19 protein-coding genes are annotated in these 23,465 nt (G+C 68.2%); 11 read left to right on the forward strand and 8 right to left on the reverse strand.

Going from position 1 to position 23,465, the window contains the following annotated elements; genetic code table 11:
* Window positions 1-44: 44 nt before the first annotated feature.
* Together dtd and rpoD are read left to right on the forward strand one after the other, a co-directional pair.
* Window positions 45-482 (forward strand): D-aminoacyl-tRNA deacylase, encoded by a 438-nt coding sequence (gene dtd, locus ACE3TE_RS03245; protein ID WP_374602124.1) that lies wholly within the window; start codon window positions 45-47, stop codon window positions 480-482.
* A 97-nt stretch (window positions 483-579) separates the two neighbouring features.
* Entirely contained in the window at window positions 580-2,436 is a 1,857-nt protein-coding gene (rpoD, locus tag ACE3TE_RS03250; protein ID WP_374602126.1) for an RNA polymerase sigma factor RpoD, read from the forward strand.
* Between the two features lie 953 nt (window positions 2,437-3,389).
* Here rpoD and ACE3TE_RS03255 read toward each other — a convergent pair.
* From ACE3TE_RS03255 to ACE3TE_RS03265, 3 genes are all read right to left on the reverse strand, one after another.
* Window positions 3,390-3,986, reverse strand: coding sequence for a hypothetical protein (locus ACE3TE_RS03255; protein ID WP_374602127.1), 597 nt, complete (start codon window positions 3,984-3,986; stop codon window positions 3,390-3,392).
* A gap of 67 nt (window positions 3,987-4,053) precedes the next feature.
* Window positions 4,054-4,767 carry a hypothetical protein gene (locus tag ACE3TE_RS03260; RefSeq protein WP_374602129.1) on the reverse strand — a complete coding sequence of 238 codons (714 nt, stop codon included), beginning with the start codon at window positions 4,765-4,767 and terminating at the stop codon, window positions 4,054-4,056.
* Window positions 4,764-6,467, reverse strand: a complete 1,704-nt coding sequence (locus ACE3TE_RS03265; protein WP_374602130.1) for a VWA domain-containing protein — start codon at window positions 6,465-6,467, stop codon at window positions 4,764-4,766. The genes ACE3TE_RS03260 and ACE3TE_RS03265 overlap by 4 nt, the downstream gene beginning before the upstream one ends.
* Window positions 6,468-6,647: 180 nt before the next feature.
* On the opposite strand from ACE3TE_RS03265, the gene ACE3TE_RS03270 reads away from it, so the two are divergent.
* From ACE3TE_RS03270 to ACE3TE_RS03280, 3 genes are read left to right on the forward strand one after another with little or no spacing between them, the layout of a single operon-like run.
* Window positions 6,648-7,232: an ECF-type sigma factor gene (locus ACE3TE_RS03270; protein ID WP_374602132.1), complete on the forward strand. Its 585-nt coding sequence runs from the start codon at window positions 6,648-6,650 to the stop codon at window positions 7,230-7,232.
* 9 nt (window positions 7,233-7,241) lie between these two features.
* Window positions 7,242-9,548 carry a protein kinase gene (locus ACE3TE_RS03275; RefSeq protein ID WP_374602134.1) on the forward strand — a complete coding sequence of 769 codons (2,307 nt, stop codon included), beginning with the start codon at window positions 7,242-7,244 and terminating at the stop codon, window positions 9,546-9,548.
* Between the two features lie 35 nt (window positions 9,549-9,583).
* The gene (locus ACE3TE_RS03280) at window positions 9,584-10,069 is read left to right on the forward strand and encodes a DUF4124 domain-containing protein (RefSeq protein WP_374602136.1); all 486 of its coding nucleotides are present in this window, start codon (window positions 9,584-9,586) and stop codon (window positions 10,067-10,069) included.
* Between the two features lie 11 nt (window positions 10,070-10,080).
* Here ACE3TE_RS03280 and ACE3TE_RS03285 read toward each other — a convergent pair whose 3' ends face one another.
* On the reverse strand, window positions 10,081-12,093 hold the full coding sequence (locus tag ACE3TE_RS03285) for an amidohydrolase family protein (RefSeq protein WP_374602138.1): 2,013 nt from the start codon (window positions 12,091-12,093) through the stop codon (window positions 10,081-10,083).
* A 135-nt stretch (window positions 12,094-12,228) separates the two neighbouring features.
* Between ACE3TE_RS03285 and ACE3TE_RS03290 the strand changes: the two genes are divergently transcribed.
* The 6 genes from ACE3TE_RS03290 (at window position 12,229) to hemC (ending at window position 16,860) form a co-directional block, all read left to right on the forward strand.
* Window positions 12,229-12,636: a host attachment family protein gene (locus ACE3TE_RS03290; RefSeq protein ID WP_374602140.1), complete on the forward strand. Its 408-nt coding sequence runs from the start codon at window positions 12,229-12,231 to the stop codon at window positions 12,634-12,636.
* 70 nt (window positions 12,637-12,706) lie between these two features.
* Entirely contained in the window at window positions 12,707-12,880 is a 174-nt protein-coding gene (locus tag ACE3TE_RS03295; RefSeq protein WP_374602142.1) for a hemin uptake protein HemP, read from the forward strand.
* Window positions 12,881-12,951: 71 nt separating this feature from the next.
* A complete protein-coding gene (locus tag ACE3TE_RS03300; protein ID WP_374602144.1) occupies window positions 12,952-13,623 on the forward strand; it encodes an alpha/beta hydrolase in 672 nt (223 codons plus the stop codon).
* A gap of 21 nt (window positions 13,624-13,644) precedes the next feature.
* On the forward strand, window positions 13,645-15,177 hold the full coding sequence (locus ACE3TE_RS03305) for a hypothetical protein (protein WP_374602146.1): 1,533 nt from the start codon (window positions 13,645-13,647) through the stop codon (window positions 15,175-15,177).
* Between the two features lie 31 nt (window positions 15,178-15,208).
* On the forward strand, window positions 15,209-15,940 hold the full coding sequence (locus ACE3TE_RS03310; protein ID WP_374602148.1) for a LytR/AlgR family response regulator transcription factor: 732 nt from the start codon (window positions 15,209-15,211) through the stop codon (window positions 15,938-15,940).
* An 11-nt stretch (window positions 15,941-15,951) separates the two neighbouring features.
* Entirely contained in the window at window positions 15,952-16,860 is a 909-nt protein-coding gene (hemC, locus tag ACE3TE_RS03315; RefSeq protein WP_374602150.1) for a hydroxymethylbilane synthase, read from the forward strand.
* 99 nt (window positions 16,861-16,959) lie between these two features.
* On the opposite strand, the gene ACE3TE_RS03320 is transcribed toward hemC, so the two are convergent.
* From ACE3TE_RS03320 to ACE3TE_RS03335, 4 genes are read right to left on the reverse strand one after another with little or no spacing between them, the layout of a single operon-like run.
* Complete coding sequence (locus ACE3TE_RS03320; RefSeq protein WP_374602152.1) at window positions 16,960-17,925, reverse strand: dimethyl sulfoxide reductase anchor subunit family protein; 966 nt, start codon at window positions 17,923-17,925, stop codon at window positions 16,960-16,962.
* Window position 17,926: 1 nt separating this feature from the next.
* Window positions 17,927-18,685 (reverse strand): 4Fe-4S dicluster domain-containing protein, encoded by a 759-nt coding sequence (locus ACE3TE_RS03325; RefSeq protein ID WP_374602154.1) that lies wholly within the window; start codon window positions 18,683-18,685, stop codon window positions 17,927-17,929.
* A 1-nt stretch (window position 18,686) separates the two neighbouring features.
* Window positions 18,687-20,459, reverse strand: coding sequence for an SLC13 family permease (locus tag ACE3TE_RS03330; RefSeq protein WP_374602155.1), 1,773 nt, complete (start codon window positions 20,457-20,459; stop codon window positions 18,687-18,689).
* Between the two features lie 8 nt (window positions 20,460-20,467).
* On the reverse strand, window positions 20,468-23,374 hold the full coding sequence (locus ACE3TE_RS03335; RefSeq protein ID WP_374602157.1) for a molybdopterin oxidoreductase family protein: 2,907 nt from the start codon (window positions 23,372-23,374) through the stop codon (window positions 20,468-20,470).
* Between the last annotated feature and the right edge of the window lie 91 nt (window positions 23,375-23,465).

The following is a 23,465-nucleotide window of genomic DNA, read 5'->3' on the forward strand; positions in this document are numbered from 1 at the left end:
CCTGCGGATTGACCGCCCGCACCGGCGACGGCGACCATCCCCCCATGATCGCCCTCATCCAGCGCGTGCTCGAAGCCAGTGTCCGCGTCGACGGCGAACTCGTCGGCGCCATCGGCCCCGGCCTGCTGGCCCTGGTGGCGGTGGAGCCCGGGGACGACGAGCCCCGCATCGCCCGCATGGCCGAGCGCCTGCTGGGCTACCGGGTCTTCGCCGACGACCAGGGCCGGATGAACCGGTCCCTGGCCGACATCGGCGGTGGCCTGCTGCTGGTCAGCCAGTTCACCCTGGCGGCCGACACCCGCAGCGGCATGCGGCCCAGCTTCACCACCGCCGCCAGCCCGGAGGAGGGGAGGCGGGGCTTCGACCGGCTGGTCGAGCTGTGCCGGGCCCGGCACCCGGCGCTTGAAACCGGCCGGTTTGGCGCCCACATGGTGGTCAGCCTGGCCAACGACGGCCCGGTGACCTTCCGGCTGCAGTCCTAGGCGCCCAAAACTCCCTGTTAATCAAACAGATAGCTAGGCGGGCGAGCCTCCTGTATACTGCGCGGTTCCATTTTCCCTCGTCTCGGGACACGTTTTCATGGCCAACGATCGTCCGGCGCAGCAGTCCGAAATCAAGCAGCTGATCAGCAAAGGCCTCGAGCAGGGTTACCTGACCTATGCCGAGGTGAACGATCACCTGCCCGATGACATCGTCGATGCCGAACAGCTCGAAGACATCATCGGCATGATCAACGGCATGGGCATCGAGGTGCACGAAGTTGCGCCGGATGCCGAGACGCTGCTGCTGTCCGATTCGTCCTCGCAGCGCGACTCCGACGACACCGCCGCCGAAGAAGCCGCCGCCGCGCTGACCGCGCTCGACAGCGAAGGTGGCCGCACCACCGACCCGGTGCGCATGTACATGCGCGAGATGGGTTCGGTCGAACTGCTCACCCGCGAGGGCGAGATCGCCATCGCCAAGCGCATCGAGGAAGGCCTGAACCAGGTCCACGCCTCGCTGGCCAGCTTCCCGTGGTCGATCCAGCTGCTGCTCGAGGACTACGACCAGCACCTCGAGGGCAAGAAGCGCCTGAACGAGGTCGTGGTCGGCTTCCTGGACATGGAAGAGCCTGAGGAAGTGGTGCCCGACGCGGCCACCGCCAGCGACGAGGACACCGAGTCCGAAGACGACGATGACGCCGCCGACGGCGACGACGAAGAAGAAACCGTCGTCGACACCGGTCCGGACCCGGCCGAGGTCGGCCGCCGGATGGACGCGCTCAAGGCGCTCTACACCAAGTTCCAGAAGACCCACGCCAAGTACGGCGCGTCCGACAAGAAGACCGTCAAGGTGCGCGAGGAGATGGCCGCCGAGTTCCTGCGCCTCAAGCTCCCGCTGGCGCTGATGGACGCCTTCGTGCGCAAGCTGCGCGAGGTGGTCAATTCGGTCAAGGAACACGAGCGCAAGGTGCTCGACATCTGCGTGCGCGGCGCCCGCATGCCGCGCAAGGACTTCCTGCGCGCCTGGCCGGGCAACGAGATCAACCTCGACTGGGCCGACGAAGTCATCCGTCGCAAGCAGAAGTGGGCCTCGGGCGTGCGCGAGCACAAGGACGACATCGTCGCCGAGCAGCAGAAGCTGGTGGGCATCGAACAGTCCCTGTTCCTGTCGCTGCCGGACATCAAGGAAATCAACCGCGCGATGGCCTACGGCGAGGCCAAGGCCCGCAAGGCCAAGAAGGAAATGGTCGAGGCCAACCTGCGCCTGGTCATCTCCATCGCCAAGAAATACACCAACCGCGGCCTGCAGTTCCTCGACCTCATCCAGGAAGGCAACATCGGCCTGATGAAGGCCGTCGACAAGTTCGAATACCGTCGCGGCTACAAGTTCTCGACCTACGCCACCTGGTGGATCCGCCAGGCCATCACCCGCTCGATCGCCGACCAGGCGCGCACCATCCGTATCCCGGTGCACATGATCGAGACCATCAACAAGCTCAACCGCATTTCCCGCCAGATGCTGCAGGAAATGGGCCGTGAACCGACCCCGGAAGAACTTGCCAAGAAGATGGAGATGCCCGAGGACAAGATCCGCAAGGTGCTCAAGATCGCCAAGGAGCCCATCTCGATGGAGACTCCGATCGGCGACGACGAGGATTCGCACCTGGGCGATTTCATCGAGGACATCAGCATCGAGTCGCCGATCGATGCGACCACGAACCTGGGCCTGATGGAAACCGTGCGCGACGTGCTGGCCGGCCTGACCCCGCGCGAAGCCAAGGTGCTGCGCATGCGCTTCGGCATCGACATGAACACCGACCACACCCTCGAGGAAGTCGGCAAGCAGTTCGACGTCACCCGCGAACGCATCCGCCAGATCGAAGCCAAGGCCCTGCGCAAGCTGCGCCACCCGACCCGCTCGGAACAGCTGCGCAGCTTCCTCGACCTCGAGTAAAGCCTTCCCCCCTCTCCCGCCTGCGGGAGAGCCACGCCCTTGCTCCCTCTCCCGCTTGCGGGAGAGGGCCGGGGTGAGGGAAAAACGGCCGCGAAAGCGGCCGTTTTCAATTGGCGAGCTGGCTATGCCTCTGTAGGTGGGGGAAGTGCACCTCGGCGTGGCAATTGGCGCACAGCAGTACACATTTCCTCACCTCTGCCATGATCGAAGCATCGCAACGATTCGAAAGCGCTCGAAGGTCCAATTCGAACGACTTTTCTGATGGGACAAGGTGGTGCCACGTCAGCGCGGCAAGATTCTTGTCATACCCACAGTTGGAGCAGCATCCGCCGGCAGCTGAAATCAGGACCTCCTTTCTCCTCAGGCCCCTCGCCATTTGTGCCAGGTAGGTCTGGTGGCGATTGTTCGTATCGGAATTCTTGCAGTGCCTCGAACAGAATTTCCGTTGGCGTCCACGCAGTGGCTTGGTGCAGATTGAGCATGCCCGGCTGACCATCCAGGCAAGCTAGCAGTCCGCTATGCCTACTGGTACAGGAGAACGCCTCGGCCTTATGATGGCGTCGCTTCAAAGGGCCTATAGCTCAATGGTTAGAGCAGGGGACTCATCGAAAGGTGTCGCCGCCCAGGAATGGGCGGACGAGAACGGGATGAATTCAGGGAAACCGCAGCGGCGTGGCGACACGGCCGGCGGCAATCCTGAGCCAAGCCGGCGGTACACCGCCGGAAGGTGCAGAGACTACCTGGGGGCTTGAGTGCCCTTGATCACAGGCTAGAGCGTCCCGCACCCCACCCGCTTCGGCGAAGGGTGAAGAGATAGTCCGCGCCGGGGGAAACTCCGGAACCACGCGAATCCCTTGGTTCCAGGTTCGAGTCCTGGTGGGCCCATGATTCCTTGATTCGCCGCGCAGCCGTAGGCGGCACGCCATGCGGCGGCCGCTACGGCAGCGAGTGTCTTACCAGGCGCTCTTGAAGCGAAGCTCGCCCGACAGTTCAACCGGCGTGGCCGACGGCTGCGTGGCCCCGTCGGCATTGACCGGCACGAAGTGGCCAGTGAAGTCAGCCTGGCCCGACGTGGGGAGCTTGCTCTCGGACAGCTCCAGCGCAATCACGTCCAGTTCGCCGTCGATCGACCGCAGCGTGCCGTCGTGGCCCGGGACGCCGGTCACTTCGACATAGGGTTGTCCGCTGGCTTCATCGCCCAGGTCCTGGGTGCCCTGCTCGGCCAGCATCCGGTGGACCACGACCGCGGTCTTGAAGGCTTCCTGGCCTTCGATCCGGCTGGCTTCCAGGCTGATCATCAGGAAGCCGTCACCGGAATTGCGAAAGCCGGTTTGCACGCCGGTGCCGGCGTGGAGGCGCTGGCCTGCGACGTCCAGGACGATGCCGGGTCCGTCCATGACCTTGTCCGCCACGGCGCTGGCGACGTGCGGCGCGATGATCCGGTCGGTGCCGCCGTCCGCGACGATCGCGGAACCGTCCTTGTTCTCGCAGGCGGCGAGGGCAGGCAGCAGAAGGGCGGCGAGCAGGGTGCGTTGGGTATTGCGGTGCATGGAGGCTACTCCTGGTGTGAGGGACAAAATGGCTAGCCGCTGGCGCGGGAGCCGAGGTTCGGGTGGATCAGGAAGTCCGCCTGGCGACGAAGGGCGTATAGCTGCGGCACTGCATCGGCATGCCCATCGAACTCAGGATCGCCGCTTCCTCCGCGGGCACCTCGATCTTGAACTCGAAGAGCGACCAGCCACGGATCAGCCGGGGGTTCTCCAGCGTCATGCCGTGCACGACCTTGGCGCCGGAGGTCCCGCGCTGGTCGTTGAACAGGGTGCCCCGCCAGCTGTTGCGGCCCACCTTGCGCCAATCGACGGGCGGGCCCGCATCGGACAGGCGGGAAGGATGGAACGTGCCCTCCCATTCGATGCGGCGCGTGGCGCTTTGCATCATTCCGCCCGCCGGCATCTTTCCCTTGAGCATCGGGCAGGCGGACAGGTCGGGCTGGCCGGCGGTGATCTTCCAGTTGCCGTCTTCGGGCCCATGGGAGTTGAACAGCTCCAGATCGCACTGGCCGGTGCCGCCGTAGGTGTTGTTGATCTGGGTGCGGTCGGCGGACGTCCAATACGGGTCGCTTCCCGGCACGTGCACCAGGGTCATGTCGCGTGCCCCGTCGGGCGCGGTGGTGTTGGTCAACAGCTCGAAGTCCGCCACGGTGAGGTCCGCCATCCGGCAGCTGCAGCCGCCCGCTATCGAACACTGTGCGATGGCGAATTCGGCGTGGGCGGGCGCCGCGAAGCAGGCAGCGAAAAGCAGGGTCAACAGGCCATAGGTGCGCATGGTCATTTCTCGTCCCGGGTGGAAAGCAGGGTGTCCATCTGTTCGCGGCTGAGCGCCTTCGATTTCACGGGCTTGCCGCCCAGCGCCTTCATCGCGGCCTGGGGCGAGGCTGCGCCACCACCAGCCGGCGCCGGCCTGGCGGCGGGCTTGCGAACCGGTGTCGGTTCCGAATCGCCGTCCGGTTCCGGCACCAGGTCGAGCACGAACTCGTTGGACTGGCCGGGGGCGATCTCCACGGTCTTGCGGAACTCGACTTCGCCCGGCCCCACGGCGGTCACCTCGTAGCGGCCTGGTTCGAACGAGCCTTGGCCGACGACTTGCGCCTCGGGCAAGGCCCAGGCATCAGGCGTGGCATCGGCGTCCAAAGGCACGGCCGACCACCACACCGGTGTTTTGGGGAAGCCAGCGGGAATCCGGAACGTCGCCCGGACCCGCGGCAACGCGTCCTGGCCCGGCGCGGCACGGGTGGCGATGGCCGCCTGCTCGGCGAGTGCCGCGCTGGTGGTGAGGTCCTTGTCTTCGTAGGGAACGCCGACGCCGAAGTCGCGATGGAACATCACCGACTTGCCGTTGGCGGAGAGATAGCGCAGTTGGTACATGCCGGGCTCGTCCGGAGCCTTGAGTCCCATCTTCCCCTTCCCGCTAAGCGGGTAGCCCCAGGCGCTCTTGTCGTAGGTGCCGGGATCGTCGCCGGCACGAGCTATCACGACGCGTTGCCCCACCTGGTTGGGCCCGCGCCAGGTGAACACGAAGCGCTTGCCCGGCGGCACCGAACCGACCGGGTCGAAACCGTTGGCGGCGGGGACCACCTCGATCGGCTGGCGGGCAATGATCTTGCGGCCGGTGCTCGAGAACAGGATCAGGTCGTAGTCACCCGGCTCCAGCGGTGCCCGCACCGAAAAGGGATTGTTTGCCGTCGCGCCGCCGCCGATGGTGTTGAACGAAGGACCCACCGTCGGACTGTCCTCGCCACGTGGCGTGAAGCCGGCGTAGTCGGTGTTCGCGGCGGTGCCCTGGTAGCTGATCCGATAGGTATGCCCGGTTTCGGCCTTGTCGCCAATGTCGAAGAAGGCCTCTTCGACCACCGGTTCCGGCGCCGGCTCGTCCTCGGCAATCTGATCCAGCGCCGCGGCCAGCTCGGCGCCCGACTGCGGGCGCAGCAACAGGCCGCCGGTCTGTTCGGTGACGCACGAGAGTGCCGAGGCTTCCTTCTCCGTCAGGCCGAAACCCACGACATGGGCGCGGATCTGGTGGCCGGACGCTGCCAGCTCGGCGGCGACCGCGCAGGGGTCGGCATCGCAGGTTTCCAGGCCGTCGGTGACCAGGATGATGTTCGAACGTTCCGCAGTGCGCGGTATCTGCGCCGCCGCCTGTCGCAGGCTGTCGGCGATGGGCGTCATGCCGCGTGGGTTGATTGCGGCGAGTTGGCTCGAGAGGCGCCCGGCGTCGTGCTTGCCCGAGGCGGCGATGACCTCGATGTCCTTGCAGTCGCCGCGGCGGCGGTGGCCGTAGGCGATCACGGCCAGGGGCGTATCGACGTCGCGTCGTTTGAAGAAATCCGCCATCACTTCGCGGGCGACGACGATCTTGTTCTCGCCGCCCTTGAGCTGGCCCCACATCGAGCCCGAGGCGTCGAAGACCAGGACGTCGGCCGACGCATCGTCGGCCGCGCCGGCAGCCGGGGCGCCGGTGGCGAGGGCGCTCATGGCGAGCGCAACCGGCAAGGCCGCCTGGCGTGCGCGGCGCAGGGGAAGGGCCGGTTGGTGGCGGCGGGCGGGGACTTTCGGGGGGGTCATGCAGGCTTCTCCAGATGGCGGCAGCGGGTGGCTCCCCGGTAGAAACAAGATCAGGCGCCGGGCGCGGACATCTGTGCGAAACTCCGCCGCATGACCGTGGACATCAGCGCCTCGCCGGCAGGCGCACTTCCGGCCCGCGACCCGATCGCCCTGCAGGCGCTGGTCGACCTGCTCTACGGGGAGCTGCGCAAGCTGGCCCACCGGGAGCGTTTCCGGCTTGGCGCGGGCGCGACCCTGTGCACCACGGCGCTGGTCAGCGAGGCCTGGCTGAAGCTGCAGAAAAACGCCGGCTGGCAGAACCACCAGCACTTCCTGGGCACGGCGGCGCTGGCGATGCGCCAGGTGCTGGTGAACGACGTGGTGGCCCGCCGGGCCGAAAAACGCGACCCCGGACACCCGCTGCTGCCGCTGAACGACGCGTTGGACGCGCCCGACGAAACCGACGACCAGATCCTGTTCGTCAACGACGCGGTCGAAAAGCTGGCGACCCTGAGCCCCCGACTGGCGCAGGTGGTCGAATGCCGCTACTTCGCGGGCTTCAGCGACGACGAAACCGCCCAGGCCCTTGGCTTGACCGCGCGCACGGTGCGGCGCGACTGGGCCAAGGCACGCGCCTGGCTCTTCACGGAACTCGGCGAAGGCGCCGCTGGCCGCGGCCCCTTGCCCCAGGAGTAAGCCTCATCCATGGACGCCGCCCGTTTCGCCCGGATCGAAAACCTCGTCGACCAGGCCCTTGAACGCCCCGCCGATGAACGCCAGGCCTGGCTTCGCGAGGCCTGTGGCAAAGACGCGGAACTGCTGGAGCAGGCCAGCCGCTTCCTGGCCGCCATCGACGCATCGGCGGGCTTTCTCGAACCATCGGGTGCTTCTTCGCCGGAACCATCCGGCCTCGCCGGCACCCTGGCCGGCCCCTGGCGCCTTGTCCGCCTGCTAGGACGCGGGGGCGCCGGCGAAGTGTGGCTGGCCGAACGCGCCGACGGTCGCTACCAACAGCAGGTAGCCGTGAAGCTGCTGCGCCACTGGGGCGACGGCACGGCCACGCGCTTCGAACGCGAACAGGCCCTGCTGGCCCGGCTCGAGCACCCGGGCATCGCCCGGCTGATCGACGCCGGCAGCACTTCCGATGGCCAGCCCTTCATGGTCATGGAATACATCGATGGCCGCACCCTGGTCGAGCACTGCGAAACAGCGGGCCTGTCGATCGCGCAACGGCTGGAGCTGTTCGAACAGATCTGCGATGCCGTGGCGTATGCGCATCGCCACCTGGTCGTGCACTGCGACCTCAAGCCCCAGAACATCCTGGTGCGCGCCGATGGCCGCGTCGCCCTGCTTGATTTCGGCATCGCCCGCCTGGTGGATATCGAGGAAGGCGAATCGGGTGAAGCGCATACGCGGACCATCCGCCTGACGCCACAGTACGCCGCGCCCGAACAGCTGGCCGGCCAGCCACAGTCCACCCTCACGGACGTCTACAGCCTGGGCCTGCTGCTGCACGAACTGCTGGCAGGGCGATCGCCCTGGGGCGACCTGGTGGGGCAGGGGGCCATGGCCATCATGCAGCGCGCCATGTCCGGGCCGCCGCCGGCGCCCAGCACGCAGGCGCGCACGCCAGGCCTTGCCCGCCGCCTGCGAGGTGACCTGGACGCCATCGTCGGCAAGGCGCTGCGGCCCGAACCCGGCCAACGTTACGCCTCGGTGGAGGCTATGCGCGAAGAACTGGAGCGCCACCGCCAGCTGCGTCCGGTCCGCGCCCGCGGCGATGCGTTCTCGTACCGGCTGCGGCGTGGTCTTCGTCGCTACTGGCTCGCCGCCGCCGTTTCCTTCGTGCTGGTGGCGAGCGCGCTGGCCGGCAGTGTCGGGGTGATGCAGGCCCAGCGCCAGGCCGAACGCGAACGCGACATCGCCCAGACCGAAGCCAGGCGCGCCAAGTCGGTTCGCGATGCGCTGGCGCACATGTTCCGCGATGCCGGCCAGCAATCGGGCGACGGCATGGCGCTGACCGCCGAACAGATATTCGCGCAGGCCGCCGAGCGCATCGACCGTGATTTCAGCGACGACCCGGCTACCGCGGGCCAGGTGCTGCATGCGCTGGGCGAACTGCACCTGTACCTCAACGACTACGCGGGCGCCGAGCCGCTGCTGCGCAACTGGCTTGAACGCGAGGAGGCCATCGCCGACCCGGCGGCCGCCGCCGACGTGCGTTCCGCGCTGGCCGAAGCCCTGTTCCGGATGGGGCAGGCCGACGAGGCCGTGGAACTGCTGCACGCGGCGCAAAGCTTCTGGCAGGCGGACGCGTCGCGGCACGCGGACCGGCTGTTGACCAGCCGCATGCTGCAGTCGCAGCTCGAGCGCCAGCGCGGCGACGTCGAACTGGGTATCCAGACCCTGGAAGCCACGGTTCCCCTTCGCCTGCAGCGTTCGGGCGAAGTGCACTTCGAAACCGCCGCGCTTTTCAGCAATCTCGGCGCAGCCTATATCCAGGCCGGGCGCATCGAGGAAGGCATCGAGGCATCGCAGCGGGCGATGAAGTTGTGGCGGGCGCTTGGGCTCGACAACGGCAACGATGCGCTGAACACGCTCAACAACCTCGCCGCGGCGTACTTCCGAAGCGGCGACCTGGACCAGGCGGGCGCGAGTTTCGAGCAGGCGCTGCAGATCAGGCGCCAGGCCTATGGCCCGTCAGCTGCCACGGCCGCGCTTATCGGCAACTACGCCCGCGTCATGCAGCAGCGAAATGAAACGGGAGCGGCGCTGGCGCTGATTCAAGAGGCCGAACCCATGGCGCTGGCCCACGCCGGGCCCGACAGCCTGCTGACGCTGTCGCTCAAGATCACCCGTGCTGAACTGCTGGTCTCGACCGGTCGCCTGGCGGACGCGGACGAGGTGCTTGAAACACTCGAGTCCGCGTCCGGATTGCCGCCGCCGCTGAAACAACGCATCGACCAGGCCCGCGACGCCCAGCGGGGCGGGCCAGGCCGAACCGCGCCTTAGGCTGATCGCACAAGCCGGGCACAGGAGATCCACCAATGAACAAACCGCATCGCGGCGATTGCGCCCCATCGGCTTCGGCGCTTCTGGTGCTCGCGGTGCTGTTTGCGCCGCCGGCCCTGGCCCAGCAGGTCTACAAGTGCAGCGACGGCAAGGGCGCCGCGACCTATCAGCAAGTGCCCTGCGCGGAGGCGTCGCAGGAACAGGCCGTGCGCGAATACGCCAGGGAGCCCGCCCCGCCGCCGACGCAGGAGGCCACGATTACGCCGGCACCGGATGGCCACTACCCGGGCTTGGGGACCGCCGAGCAGGACGCACGGGTGGCCAAGCGGGAGAGACGTTCGCCGCTGAACCGGTCCCGCACGCCCGAGCAGAAGAAACAGGACGAAGAAATCCGGGCGGCCCAGCGCTACGACGACTGCCAGGAGGCCAGGGACGAGCAGAAAAAGCAGCTCGCCCGCATCGGACGCTCGGTTTCAGCGATGCGCGCAGCGGAAGCGAAGGTCAGCCGCGCCTGCAGGTAGCCGGCCTGGCTTCAGTCCCGCGGTATCGACGCCGCGAACGGCTTGATCCCGAGGCTGCGGAAGATCGCATCCGGTCGATGCACGCGGTCACCGCGCACCACCAGCACGCCGCGGCGCAGGGCCGAAATGTCCTGAAGCGGGTCGCCGTCGACCACCAGCAGGTCGGCGGCCTGGCCCGGGGCGATGCGACCGACCGGGGTGCCCATGTCGGCAATGTCCGCGGCGGACGACGTGGCCAGGCGGATGACTTCGGCATTCGGGATGCCGGCCTGGGCGTAGAGCTCCAGCTCCCGGTGCAAGGTGAAACCGACGAGGCCATCGGTGCCCGGCACCAGCCTGACCCCCGCCGCGTGCAGCCGCTGCACCAGCCCCAGCAGGGCGTCGGCCGAGGCCGCGTAGGTGGCGGCGTTGTCGTCGTTGATATCGATCTCACCCGCGCGGGCGCCACGCTGCACGGCGGGCGGCATGTGGTCGACGACGTCGCGCAGGATCGGCGCGAGCTCGCCCGAGCGATGTCGGAACATCTGGTCGAAGATCGCCACCGTTGGGTCCACCACGACGTCGTGTTCCTTGAGCAGCGAAATGAAGGCGCCCACTTCGGCGCTGTCGAGATCCAGCGTGCCCGCTTCTTCGGCCACCTTCATGAAGCGCGCCGGCGTGCGCGTATCGGTTTCGGCATCGGCGACGAAATTGAGGAACAGCATGTTGATGTGCTGGATTTCGTCGAAGCCCTGGCGCACCGCCTGTTCGGCGGTCATGAATGCCGGGATGTGCCCCGACAGGCGCATGCCATGGCCGTGCAGGCGTTCGGCCATCGGCGCCACCCATTCCGGCGGGATGGACGAATAGATCTTGACCTGCGGGTACCCTTTCTCGGCGTAGTCGTCGATCTGCGCCAGCGCCTGTTCCAGCGTATCCACCGGCATGCCGGTCGGCGCGGTATAGGGACTCTTCTTGTCGATGAAGCCGGCGCGCTGCAGCCGGGGCCCGATCAGCTTGCCGCTGTCGAAGGCCGCCGTCAGACGCAGGACCTCGTCGTGATCGTTGCCCAGGTCGCGGGCACCGGTGACGCCGTTGGCGATGTGCAGCAGCCCGTCGGATGCCCCCGCGTGCACGTGCATGTCCCACAGGCCGGGCAGCACTACCCGGCCGCCGGCATCGATGCCGGGCAGGCCGGCACACCCGGCCGTGCCGGCCGCGCCGACGGCCGAGATCACGCCCTCGTCGATCAGGATGTCCGACGCCGGATTGAGTTCGCCGGCGTCCACGTCCAGCCACCGGGCATCGCGCAGGCACCAGCGGCCTTGCATCGCCTGGGTCAGTTCGACCGCACGCTGGCGCAGCCAGGCCGCCTCGGCTTCCTCCTGCAGGGGGCCGACCTGCTCGAGCACGGCCGAACCGCCCTCGGGCGCCAGTCCCATCCAGCCGTAGCTCAGTGCGAACAGTTCGTCGTCCTCGTCCAGCCAGACGAACGTCGGCGTGAACCCCAGGCCGGAGATCGCATGCAAGGTCGCCTGCACGGTCTGGCCGCCGACCTTGAAGGTATGGGTCTGCAAGGCATCGATCCGGGCTTCGCCGCCGGGCAGCAGGGCCAGTCGCTGGTCCTTGGCGTTTAGCAGCGCCCGGGCCAGCACGGCTGTCTGGTCCGGCGTACCGTCCACCGCCGCGTAGAACACGGGGCCTTCGACCGGGCGTTCGCCGCTGTCGAGGGTGGAGGTCCAGCGTGCGGTTTCGGCGTCCCGGCTGAACGACTCCGCCACCGGCGCGCCCATGTAGCTCTTGCCCTGCACCTTCAGGTCCACGGGCAGGCCGGCGGCGTTGAGCCGCATGGTTTCGTCGATTTCAGGCCCGCGGCCCCGGTCCGAGAACTCGAAATGGCTGCTTCGCTGGCCATCGGCGGCCACCCGGGTCACCAGCGAACCGCTGCGCTCGCCCTGGGTCAGCCAGTCGTAGCGCAGCTCCCGGGGCTCGTTGGCCTGCAGCGCCGGCGCGATCGCCAGAAGTACGGACAGCCGGATCCACATGGCGAAGCTCCCGGGGACAAGTCCGTGCAAGATACAGGACTTGCCGACCGCCCCTGAACGCCATAACGGGCCACTCACCCCAGGTTTATGGCGCGTGCGAGACAGTCAGGGGCCATGACCGAAAGGGAGACGCCCATGACCAAGATCCCCGAGAACGCCCTGATCGTCGTCGCCGATGGCGAAGGCGCCCGCCTGTTCCGCAACCAGGGCACCCCCACGTCCATCTCCCTGCACCAGTTCGACCTGATCGAGCTGATGGATACGGGTGACCAGGGCCCCGGCGGGGCGATGCCCGGCGAGGCCTCCGACAAGCAGATCGAAGAAGCCACCTTCGCCAAGCTGCTGGCCAAGGGGCTCAACGAAGGCGCCCTGAACCACCGCTACGAGCAGCTGGTGCTGGTCGCCGACCCGATCACCCTGGGCCGCATCCGGCCGCAGCTGCACAAGGAGGTCCAGCAGCGCCTGCTGGCCGAGGTCGCCAAGACCCTGACCAATTCGCCGGTCGAGGACATCGAGAAGTCGCTCAAGGCCCTGGCGGCCTGATCGGATGGGGGATGCTTGACACGCAAATGCGAATCATTATCATCAAGGCCAAATCCACCCAGAGCCGGCCATGCACGTCTCGCATCCCCCTGTTTCCCCGAACTCGCCGCAATCCGCCAATTCCCAGGCCGACCACGACAGCCGTGAACTGATGCGCGGCAGCCGGGAAGTGCTTATCCGCCACGGCGACCAGGTCTATCGCCTGCGCCACACGCGCAACGACAAGCTCATCCTGGTCAAGTAGCGTTTGCGCGCGGTCGGTGCCGCGCACGCGCCGGGCATAATGCGGCTTTCCGCCTCGGGATTTCCGCGCTGATGCCCTTGCTTGAAACCGTTGAACAGCAAACCGGCCCGAACCCGGCCTGGTCCATCCTCTGGCTGCACGGCCTGGGCGCCGACGGCAACGACTTCGCACCCATCGTGCCCGAGCTGCTGCGGCCCGGCTGGCCGGCGCTGCGCTTTGTCTTCCCGCATGCGCCGGTGCGGCCGGTCACGCTTAACAATGGCGTGCCGATGCGCGCCTGGTACGACCTGAAGAACCTCGACCTCGACCAGCGCGCCGACGAAACCGGCGTGCGCGAATCCATCGCCCAGGTCGAAGCGCTGATCGAGCGCGAAGACGCCCGCGGCGTGCCGCCCGAGCGCCTGTTGCTCGCCGGCTTCTCCCAGGGCGGCGCGATCGCCCTGGCCGCCGGCGTTCGCCGCGAACGCGCGGTCGCCGGCCTCGTCGGCCTGTCCACCTACCTGCCCATGGGCTCGACCACGAAAGCCGAAGCCACGCCCCAGGCCCTGGCCACGCCGGTCTTCATGGCCCACGGCTCGCACGACCCGGTGGTGCCCGAAGGCTTCGGCGCCCGCAGCCGCGACCTGCTCAAGACCCTGGGCGTGGACGTGGACTGGCACAGCTACCCGATGCAGCACAGCGTCTGCGCCGAGGAAATCCGCGACCTCGGTGAGTGGATGGACCGGCGGTTCAAGGCCGGCTGAGACAAAAACCAAGGAGCCGGCATGCGCCACGCATTCCATGGATTCGTACTGATCCTCCTGCTGCCCGCGGCGCAGTTCGCCTTCGCGGCGGAAGACGTCGCCACCAATCCCGGGGATGAAGCGACCAGCACGCCGTTGGCCCTGTACAAGCAGGTAGTCGCGCAAGCAGATGCGGGCGAGCCCGACGCCGCCATGAAGTCGCTTCGAAACGCCATCGACGCCGGTTTCCAGGGTTACCACGCACTGCGCAACGAGCCGGCACTGGCAGCGCTGCGCGAACGTGAGGACTGGGCGGCGCTGGTCACGGCATTCGAGGTCCGCAATCCGTGGATCGCCGTCATCGACTTCAAACGCGACCGGCCCGAGTCGCCGTGGACCGAATACGCGGCGGGTTGGCGTGCCCTGGCGGACGACAGCGGGCCGCACCCGAACCGCGGTGCCGCCCCCCACACCGTGGGGATGTTCGGCCAGATGCAGGCCCAGCGCGCCAGCCTGGTGGGCGACTACGACTACGCTCATGCCAACTATTTCGGCGGCATGCCCAAGGCCGACGCCATGAGGATAGGCATCACACGCCTGTATCCCGCGTTGCCGGCCCTGGCCAGCCTGGTGGAAGGCCGCCAGGTCGTGATGTTGAACGAATCCCACGGGCATTCGAACCAGCGCGCCGCCAACTTCATGTTCGTGCGTGAACTGCGCAAGCTCGGGTATACGCATCTGGCGCTGGAGGCCCTCTTCCACGAACCCGTTACTGACGACCCTTGTCGCAGCTCGGTGATGAAGGACGAGGCGCTGCAACAACGTGGCTATGCGCTCAAGGACACTGGCTTCTACCTCAACGATCCGGTCTACGGCGAGCTGGTGCGAATGGCGCTCGCCGAGGGATACACGCTGGTCGCCTACGAACATTCTTTTCCGGACCCGCGAAGCCCGCAGCGCGAACAGGAGCAGGCACGCAACATCGCCTGCGTTCTCAAGGACGATCCCGATGCCCGAATCGTCGTCATCGGCGGGGGCGGCCACACCTCCAAGGCGGCGGGCGGAAGCATGGAGGGCGGCATGATGGGACGGCGCCTGGCGGCCATGCTCGACGTGGAGCCACTTGCGATCACCAATCGTGTGTCGCGGCTGGAGGAGCTTCCGGGAACCCTGGGGGAAGCCGGTTACCTGGATCCCGGGCGGGATGGCGCCCTGGCCGGGCAGCCCTATTTTGCCGAAACGGACCAAGGCGCCTATTCCAGCGAGGGCTACGACCGCGTGGCCTTCATCCCGGCGCCGGCTCCACGCTCCGCCGACGCAGCATGGCTAAGCCTGGGTGGCTGGCGCGTGCCCGCCCCGCAAGTACCGCTTACCTGCGAAAGCGCTCCTTGCCTGCTCGAGGCCCGTCGCGTCGGCGAAGACCCCGAGGCAGTGCCCGGCGACCGCTGCGTCATCGAAGCGGCCGGTGGGTCCTGCCAGCTTTTCCTGGCCCCGGGAGACTACGAAGCCGTATTGCTCGACGCCGACAGCCAGCGATCCGCGCCGGCAAGGCTGCTCGTGACACGCCCGGGCTGAGTCGCCGGCGTCTCTGGGGCATACTTCGGGGATGAAGCTGCTTATCGTCGACGACGAACCGCTGGCCCGCGAGCGCCTCAAGGCGCTGGTGGGCGAGCTGGGCGGGCACGTCGTGGCCGGCGAGGCCGCCAACGGCCGCGAGGCCGTCGAACAGGCCGAAGCCCTGGGCGTGGACATCGTGCTGCTGGACATTTCAATGCCGGTGATGGACGGCCTGGAGGCCGCACACCACCTGGCCGGCCTGCGGCCCGCGCCGGCCGTGGTGTTCTGCACCGCCTACGACCAGCACGCGCTGGCGGCCTTCGAAGCCGCCGCCGTCGACTACCTGGTCAAGCCGGTACGCCGCGAGCGCCTGGCCGAAGCGCTGGAACGCGCCCGCCGCCACCGCAGTGCCCAGCAACTGCCCGAACCCGGCGGCGCCCGGGCGCGCCAGCGCAGCCATCTCAGCGCCCGCCTGCGCGGCAGCCTGCGGCTTATCCCGGTCGTTGAAATCCGCTACCTGCAGGCCGAGGAAAAATACGTCGTCGTGCACCACGCCCGCGGCGAAGACCTGATCGAAGAATCGCTGAAGTCGCTCGAGACCGAATTCGGCGACCGTTTCATCCGCATCCACCGCAACTGCCTGGTCGCCGCCGACGAATTCGCCGAACTGCGACGCGGCACCGACGGCCAGGTGCGCGCGATCCTGCGCAACGACGACGCCGCGCTCGAGGTCAGCCGCCGCTGCCTGCCGACGCTGCGCGAACGACTGAAACACCTCTAGGGGAAGGACGAATGGAAAAGATCCGCCTGGCCACGCGCGAAAGCGCGCTGGCGCTGTGGCAGACCGAACACGTGGCCGCGCTCCTGCGCCAGGCCCATCCCGGCCTGCAGGTCGAACTGGTGCCGATGACCACGCGCGGCGACCAGGTGCTGGACCAGCCGCTGGCCGAAATCGGCGGCAAGGGCCTGTTCCTGAAGGAGCTCGAGGTGGCGATGCTGGAAGATCGCGCCGACGCCGCCGTGCATTCGCTCAAGGACGTGCCGATGGAACTCGAGCCGGGCTTCGCGCTGGCCGCGGTGCTCGAACGCGCCGATCCTTTCGATGCCTTCGTGTCCAACAACTTCGCCGGCTTCGAGGAGCTTCCCTTCGGCGCCCGCGTCGGTACCTCCTCGCTGCGCCGGCAGGCGCTGCTGCGCGCGCACCGGCCGGACCTGGTCATCGGCGACCTGCGCGGCAACGTCAACACGCGCCTGGCCAAGCTCGACGCCGGCGATTTCGACGCCATCGTGCTGGCCTGCGCCGGCCTGGAACGCCTGGGCATGGGCGCGCGCATCCGCGAGCGCCTGCAGGCCCCGCGCTTCATCCCCGCCGCGGCCCAGGGCGCGGTGGCGGTGGAAGTGCGCGCCGGCGACGCGGCCACCGCCGCGCTTTTCGCGCCGCTGCACCACGCCGACACCGCCGCCTGCACGGACGCCGAACGCGCCATGACCCGCCTGCTGGGCGGCAGCTGCCGCGTGCCGATCGCCGCCTTCGCCACGCTCAAGGGCGACAAGCTGTCGCTCGAAGGCCTGGTGGGCGATGCGAAAACCGGCAAGACGGTGCGTGGTTACGCCAGCGGCCCCGCCAGCGAGCCGGACAAGCTGGGCGAGCAGGTGGCCGACATGCTGGTCGCCCGCGGCGCCGACGCGCTGCTGCCCTGAGAACATGTAGGAGCGCCTTCAGGCGCGAATCTCTTCTTTGCCGCAGGCAAAGCGAGGTCAAAAGATTCGCGCCTGAAGGCGCTCCTACAGTTGCGTCGGCTAGTAGTAGAGCATCACCACGTGCTTCGCCTCGGCGAAGAACAGCCAGCGTTCCACCAGCGCGCCGAGCAGCGACGCCAGCACCGCTACCGCCAGCACCGGCGAGGCGGCCGCCGGGAACATCCACGCCAGCCAGCAGCACAACGCCGGCAGCAGCCCGAACAGCAGCACCGCGATCAGCCGCAGCTTGCGCGAGTGCTTGCGCGCCAGCACGAAGCCCATCTCGGTGGTCAGGTAATTGGCCTCGGTGTGCGGGCGTTCGAATACGCCCACCTCGCGCCCTTCCGGCAGTCCCAGCGCGGAGGCTTTCGAAACGGGCATCGGCTTGCGATCGATGCCTCGCCAGTACAGGCCCTTCATCAGCGCCAGCAACACCGCCAGCCCGCCCGCAACCACCAGCAGCGGCGCGATGGCCACGCCGCCGGCCAGGCGCTGGCCGAGCATCAGCAGCAGCAGCCCGCAGAGCAGGGCGAAGACCAGGTACACCGGCAGCACCAGCGGGTGCCGCCAGGCGGGAATCGGCTTGAGCGAGGCGTAGATCATCGCCGTGCACACCACCGTACCCAGCGCGGCCAGCAGCGCCGCCCAGATCACCCAGCGCACCTCGTCGGGCAGGCCGGCGCCCGTCTCCACGCCGCGCAGCGGCGCCGACAGCCACCAGGCCAGCGCCAGCACCGGCAGGTAAACCAGCACGGCCATCACGCCCTCGCGCGACAGCCACGAGGTACGCCACTGCGAAAACGCCCGCCACGCGCGCTGCGGTTGCCCCAGGTGGCCCAGCGAGCTGAGCAGGCCGATGGTGAACAGCAACATCGCCACGGCCAGCAGCCCCAGGAACAGCACCGGCGTCTTGCCCATCAGTGCGCCCGGGCGCTCGAAGGCCAGCAGCAGCATCGTCCAGGCCAGCAGGCCGTAGCCGGCGCCCGACAGGGTGGAGAAAAAGAGCACGGAGAAGGCGGGATGCATGTCAGCGGCTCAGGGCGCGGTCGAGCCAGCGCAGCAGCGGGTTGAGTTGCGTCGGGTCCACGGTTTCCCGCGGCGCTTCCGGCGCGGCGGCGGCTTCGCCGGGCGGACCGGCACGACGCGGCCGCGGCGGCAGGTAGCGGTTCACCGGCGCGTAGCCCAGTTCGGGCATCAGCGGCACACCGCCACGTTCGGCCACGAGTTTCGAAACCTTCGAGTCCGGGTCACCCAGGTCGCCGAAATGCCGCGCACGCGTCGGGCAGGCCTGCACGCAGGCGGGTTCGCGCGAAACCTCGGGAATGCTTTCGTTGTAGATGCGATCCACGCACAGCGTGCATTTCTTCATGACGCCCTCGACCGCGCTGTACTCACGCGCGCCGTAGGGGCAGGCCCAGCTGCACAGCTTGCAGCCGATGCACTTGTCCTCGTCCACCAGCACGATGCCGTCTTCGGCGCGCTTGTAGCTGGCGCCGGTGGGGCAGACGGTGACGCAGGCCGGCGTTTCGCAGTGCAGGCAGCTGCGCGGGAAGTGCAGGGTGCTTGCCGGCTGGGCGTCGGTGGCGGCCACGTCGTAGCTGTGTACGCGGTTGAACCAGACGCCGCTCGGATCCTTGCCGTAGGGCCGCTCGTCGGTCAGCGGGCCGGCGATGCCGCCGGCGTTCCATTCCTTGCACGACACCGCGCAGGCGTGGCAGCCCACGCAGGTGTCGAGGTCGATCACCAGGCCCAGCTTCTTCTTCGACGGCGGCGGCAGCGAGGTCATCTCAGAACGGGAAGAACTTCGGGATCAGGTACACGGCCAGGCCCCAGAAGATCAGGTTCAGCGGAATGCCCATCTTCATGAAGTCCACGAAGCGGTAGTTGCCGGCGTTGTAGACCATCGTATTGGTCTGGTAACCCACCGGCGTGGCGAAGCTGGTGGACGCGGCGAACAGCACCGCCACCAGGAAGGGCGTCGGGCTCACGTCCATGGACACGGCCGTGGTGAAGGCGATCGGCGTGATCAGCACCGCCGCGGCGTTGTTGCTCATCAGCTCGGTCAGCAGCGCGGTGGTCAGGTACACCACGGCCAGCACCGCCAGCGGGCCGAAGCCGCCGACCCAGTTCACCGAGAAGTCGGCGATACCCTGGGCCAGGCCGGACTTCTGCATCGCGATGCCCAGCGGCAGCACGCCGGCCAGCAGCACGATCACGCGCCAGTCGATGGCCTGGTAGGCCTGGTCGTTGCCGATGCAGCGCGTGGCGACGAGCGCGATGCCGCCCAGGATCGCCGAGGCGACGATCGGCAGCCAGCCCACCGCGGCCACCGTGATGGCGGCGACCATGATGCCCATCGCCAGCCACGCCTTGCGCTTGGGCGGCGCGGCTTCCTCGCGCTCGTTGAGCACGATCAGGTTGTGGTTGGCGCGCAGAACTTCGAGTTCGGATTTCGGCGAAAGCAAAAGCAGCACGTCGCCGACGTTGAGGTTCACGTCCCGGATCTTCTCGCGCAGCACTTCGCCGCGGCGGTGCACGGCCAGCACGGTTGCGTTGTAGGTCCACTGGAAGTCCAGTTCGAGCAGGGTGTGCCCGACCAGGCGGGAGCCGGGCGCCACCATCGCCTCCACCAGCACCTGCGACTGCTCGTCCTCGTCGCCGCTGAACTGGCTGTCCTGGAGCTTGAACTCGGGCTCGAAGTCGAGCTTGCTGCCTTCCTTGAGCGTCTTGATCTTCTCGAGGTTGCCGCGCACCAGGAGCACGTCGCCCTCGCGCAGCTCCTCGGCGCGCGGGGACCAGTGCTTGTGCTCGCCGCGCATCAGCTCGAGCACGTACACCGAATGTTTCTCGCCCAGCTGCGCTTCGGCCACCGACTTGCCGATCAGCGGCGAGTCCGGCATCACCCGCAGCTCGGTGATGTACTTGCCCAGTTCGTAGGTCTCGGTGATCGCCGCCGGCGCGTGCCTGGGCAGCAGCCAGCGGCGCATCAGCAGCAGGTAGACGAAACCCACGGCCATCGTGATCAGGCCCACCGGTGCGAAGTCGAACAGGCCGAAGCCCGGATGTCCCAGGTCCTTGGCCAGCGAGTTGACCAGCAGGTTGGTCGAGGTGCCGATCAGCGTGCAGACGCCGCCCATCTGCGCGGCATAGGACATCGGGATCAGGATCTGCGAGGGCGACTGCTGGTTGGCCGCCGAGGCCGCCAGCACCAGCGGCAGCAGCACCGCCACGGCCGCCGTGTTGTTCACGAAGGCCGAGATCGGCCCGACGATGAGCATCAGCAGCAGCATGAACAGGAATCCGTTCTTCACCCGTCCGAACAGTCGCCCCAGCGAAGCCAGCGCACCCGTATGCGCCAGGCCCGCACTGAGCACGAACATCGCCGCCACCGTGATCGTCGCCTCGCTGGAGAAACCCGACAGCGCCTCCACCGGCGTCACCAGGCCCAGCACCAGCAGGCTGGCCAGCACCAGCATCGCGACCACGTCCACCGGCAGTTTTTCGGTGACGAACAGCGTGACGGCGCCCACCAGCACCAGCAGCGTCAGGATGGCATCCATTTCCATCGTCAGGCTTTCCTGAAATCGGCGCCGTAGCGCAAGGGGGCATTGTCGCCGTTCCCGCCCAGCGCGGCGAACTGGGGATGGCTTTCATCGGCCGGGTCGGCCCTGTGGATCGCCACGCGCAGGTCGAACCAGGCGGCCTGGCCGGTCACCGGGTCGGCGTTGGCGTAACCGCCGTCGGGCAGCTTGTCGGAGATCAGGTGGTTGAGCAGGAAGCCCTTGGTCGCCTCCGGCGCGTCCGCGGCCAGCTTCCAGGCGCCGCGGCGTTTGCCGATCGCGTTCCAGGTCCAGACGGTGTCGGGCTGCACGTTGCCGGCCAGGCGGCACTGCACGGTGATGCGGCCGTGGTGGGAATCCATGTGCACCCAGTCGTCGTTGGCCAGGCCATGCCGCGCCGCGGTGTCCGGATGCAGGTACAGGAAATTGCGCGCGGTGATCTGGCGCAGCCAGGCGTTCTGCGAACCCCAGGCGTGGTACATGAAGGGCGGCCGCTGGGTGACGGCGCTCAGCGGGTAACGCCTGAGGTCGAGCTGGCTGCCTTCGAAGGGTTCGTACCAGGTCGGCAGCGGGTCGAAATAGGTGGCCACGCGTTCGCGTTCGGCCGCGGGCGGCTGCACCGGCCCGTGGCCCTGTGCGGCGAGGCGGAATTTCTGCAGGGTTTCCGAATACAGCTGCAGCACCACCGGCTCGGCCTTGGCGATGAAGCCCATGCGCTGCGACCACTCCAGGTAGTCGCGGTTGGCCATCTTGAAATAGCGGCCGGCCGCGGGAACCTCGGCGCTCCAGAAGCCGCCGTTTTCCCGGTAGCGGTCGAGCTGCTCCGGGTTGGGCGCGCCCTTGCCGTGCTGCGTGCCGTCGCCGCGCCAGCCGGCCAGCAGGCCGACGCCCGGCGCGCGTTCGTGGTTGACGATGTAGTCGGCGTAACCCGCGTAGCGCGGCTTGCCGTCGTCCTTCACCAGGGCAGGCAGGCCGATGCGGGCGCCCAGGTCCAGGAGCACGTCCTGGAAACCGCGCACGTCGCGGCCCTCGCGCTGCGTCTTCGGATCGAGCACCGGATGGCGGATGGCATCGGCGGCGCGGTCGGCGTCGGAAATCGGCCGGTCGAGCAGCGAGATCGCGTCGAAGCGTTCGAGGTAGGTCGTGTCCGGCAGCACCAGGTCGGCGTAGGCGACCATCTCGCTGGCGTAGGCGTCGGAGTAGATGATCTTCGGGATGCGGTACTCGCCGGCTTCGTCCTTGTCGGTCAGCCAGTGCATGGTCTCGGCGGTGTTCATGGCCGAGTTCCAGCTCATGTTGGCCATGAACAGGAACAGCACGTCCACCGGCGCCGGGTCGGCCGCCCAGGCGTTGCGGATCACCGTGTGCAGCATGCCGTGCACGGCCAGCGGGTAGCGCCAGGAATAGGCGTGGTCGATGCGCCGCGGCTGGCCGTCGGCGTCCACCAGCAGGTCTTCGGGGCCGTGCACGAAGCCCAGCGGCGCCGCATCGAGCGTGCCGTTGGCCTGGCGGGCCTTGCCGGGCCGGTTCGCCGGCGGGATCGGCCGCGGGAAGGGCGGCTGGTAGCGGAAACTGCCCGGCGTATCCACCGCGCCCAGCAGCAGCTGCAGCAGGTGCAGTGCCCGGCAGGTGTGGAAGCCGTTCGAATGCGCGCTGATGCCGCGCATCGCGTGGAAGGAGACGCCGCGGCCGACCATGCGCTCGTGGCGCACGCCGTGCACGTCGGTCCAGGGCTGTTCGATGACCACGGGGTCGTCGAAGGCGGCCGCGGCCAGCTCCGCGGCCAGCCGGCGGATCGTGGCCGCCGGCACGCCGCAGCGTTCGGCCACCGCGTCGGGCGCGTATTTCGGGTCGAGGTAGCGTTCGGCGACCAGCTGGAAGACCGGCACGGCCTTGCGGCCGTCGGGCAGGGTGAACTCGCCGATCACCGCGGGCTGAATTCCCGTCGCTTCGGCCGCCGCGACGGCCCCTGTAGGAGCGCCTTCAGGCGCGAATCTTTTACCTTGGCCTTCGGCCAAGAAGGGATTCGCGCCTGAAGGCGCTCCTACACCAGCCCGGCGGTCCCAGCACAGCCCGCGCCCCTGCTCATCCCGCGCAAACAAGCCATCCTCGGCCCCGCCCGGGTCGCGCACCACCAGCCAGTGCGCATTCGTGTAGCGCACCAGGTAGTCGAGGTCGATCTTGTCGGCCTTCAGCAGTTCGTGGATCAGCGCGAAGGCCAGCAGCCCGTCGGTGCCAGGCCGGATGCCCACCCACTCGTCGGCGATCGCGCCGTAGCCGCTGCGCACCGGGTTCACCGCCACGACCTTGGCGCCGCGGCCCTTCATGTGGCCCAGGCCCAGCTTGATCGGGTTCGAATCGTGGTCTTCGGCCACGCCCCAGAGCATCAGGTACTTGCTGTGCTCCCAGTCGGGCTCGCCGAATTCCCAGAAGCTGCCGCCCAGCGTGTACAGGCCGCCGGCGGCCATGTTCACCGAACAAAAGCCGCCGTGCGCCGCGTAGTTGATCGTGCCGTACTGCTGCGCCCACCAGCCGGTCAGGGCCTGGCTCTGGTCGCGGCCGGTGAAGAAAGCCAGGCGGTCGGGGTCCTTCGCGCGGGTCTCGCGCAGCCAGCCGGCGGCCAGCTCCAGGGCCTCGTCCCACCCGATTTCGCGGAACTTGTTTTCGCCGCGTTCGCCGACCCGCAGCAGGGGCTTGTCCAGCCGCGCCGGCGAGTAGTGCTGCATGATGCCGGCCGAACCCTTCGCGCACAGCACGCCGCGGTTCACCGGGTGCGCCGGGTTGCCTTCGATGTAGCGCACCTTGTTGTCGCGCAGGTGCACGTTGATCCCGCAGCGGCAGGCGCACATGTAGCAGGTGGTCTGGCGGACCTGGTCCCCCACCGGCTTTTGCAGATCGAGGACGGGCTCGTGCATGGCGCGCATTGTGCCGGTCGCGGGCGGCGGGTGCGAGGGGCGGCGGCCGCGGTGGCGGGGCAGGGCCCGGAACTGCCATCCTAGGGACCTT

The sequence above is a fragment of the Arenimonas sp. genome (genome assembly GCF_041919775.1).
In the GTDB taxonomy this organism is placed as follows: domain Bacteria; phylum Pseudomonadota; class Gammaproteobacteria; order Xanthomonadales; family Xanthomonadaceae; genus Arenimonas.

Bases quoted from the DNA above. Each gene is read 5' to 3' on its own strand.
- dtd (WP_374602124.1), top strand. From the start codon at position 45: ATGATCGCCCTCATCCAGCGCGTGCTCGAAGCCAGTGTCCGCGTCGAC.
- rpoD (WP_374602126.1), top strand. From the start codon at position 580: ATGGCCAACGATCGTCCGGCGCAGCAGTCCGAAATCAAGCAGCTGATC.
- ACE3TE_RS03255 (WP_374602127.1), bottom strand. From the start codon at position 3,986: ATGCACCGCAATACCCAACGCACCCTGCTCGCCGCCCTTCTGCTGCCT.
- ACE3TE_RS03260 (WP_374602129.1), bottom strand. From the start codon at position 4,767: ATGACCATGCGCACCTATGGCCTGTTGACCCTGCTTTTCGCTGCCTGC.
- ACE3TE_RS03265 (WP_374602130.1), bottom strand. From the start codon at position 6,467: ATGAGCGCCCTCGCCACCGGCGCCCCGGCTGCCGGCGCGGCCGACGAT.
- ACE3TE_RS03270 (WP_374602132.1), top strand. From the start codon at position 6,648: ATGACCGTGGACATCAGCGCCTCGCCGGCAGGCGCACTTCCGGCCCGC.
- ACE3TE_RS03275 (WP_374602134.1), top strand. From the start codon at position 7,242: ATGGACGCCGCCCGTTTCGCCCGGATCGAAAACCTCGTCGACCAGGCC.
- ACE3TE_RS03280 (WP_374602136.1), top strand. From the start codon at position 9,584: ATGAACAAACCGCATCGCGGCGATTGCGCCCCATCGGCTTCGGCGCTT.
- ACE3TE_RS03285 (WP_374602138.1), bottom strand. From the start codon at position 12,093: ATGTGGATCCGGCTGTCCGTACTTCTGGCGATCGCGCCGGCGCTGCAG.
- ACE3TE_RS03290 (WP_374602140.1), top strand. From the start codon at position 12,229: ATGACCAAGATCCCCGAGAACGCCCTGATCGTCGTCGCCGATGGCGAA.
- ACE3TE_RS03295 (WP_374602142.1), top strand. From the start codon at position 12,707: ATGCACGTCTCGCATCCCCCTGTTTCCCCGAACTCGCCGCAATCCGCC.
- ACE3TE_RS03300 (WP_374602144.1), top strand. From the start codon at position 12,952: ATGCCCTTGCTTGAAACCGTTGAACAGCAAACCGGCCCGAACCCGGCC.
- ACE3TE_RS03305 (WP_374602146.1), top strand. From the start codon at position 13,645: ATGCGCCACGCATTCCATGGATTCGTACTGATCCTCCTGCTGCCCGCG.
- ACE3TE_RS03310 (WP_374602148.1), top strand. From the start codon at position 15,209: ATGAAGCTGCTTATCGTCGACGACGAACCGCTGGCCCGCGAGCGCCTC.
- hemC (WP_374602150.1), top strand. From the start codon at position 15,952: ATGGAAAAGATCCGCCTGGCCACGCGCGAAAGCGCGCTGGCGCTGTGG.
- ACE3TE_RS03320 (WP_374602152.1), bottom strand. From the start codon at position 17,925: ATGCATCCCGCCTTCTCCGTGCTCTTTTTCTCCACCCTGTCGGGCGCC.
- ACE3TE_RS03325 (WP_374602154.1), bottom strand. From the start codon at position 18,685: ATGACCTCGCTGCCGCCGCCGTCGAAGAAGAAGCTGGGCCTGGTGATC.
- ACE3TE_RS03330 (WP_374602155.1), bottom strand. From the start codon at position 20,459: ATGGATGCCATCCTGACGCTGCTGGTGCTGGTGGGCGCCGTCACGCTG.
- ACE3TE_RS03335 (WP_374602157.1), bottom strand. From the start codon at position 23,374: ATGCACGAGCCCGTCCTCGATCTGCAAAAGCCGGTGGGGGACCAGGTC.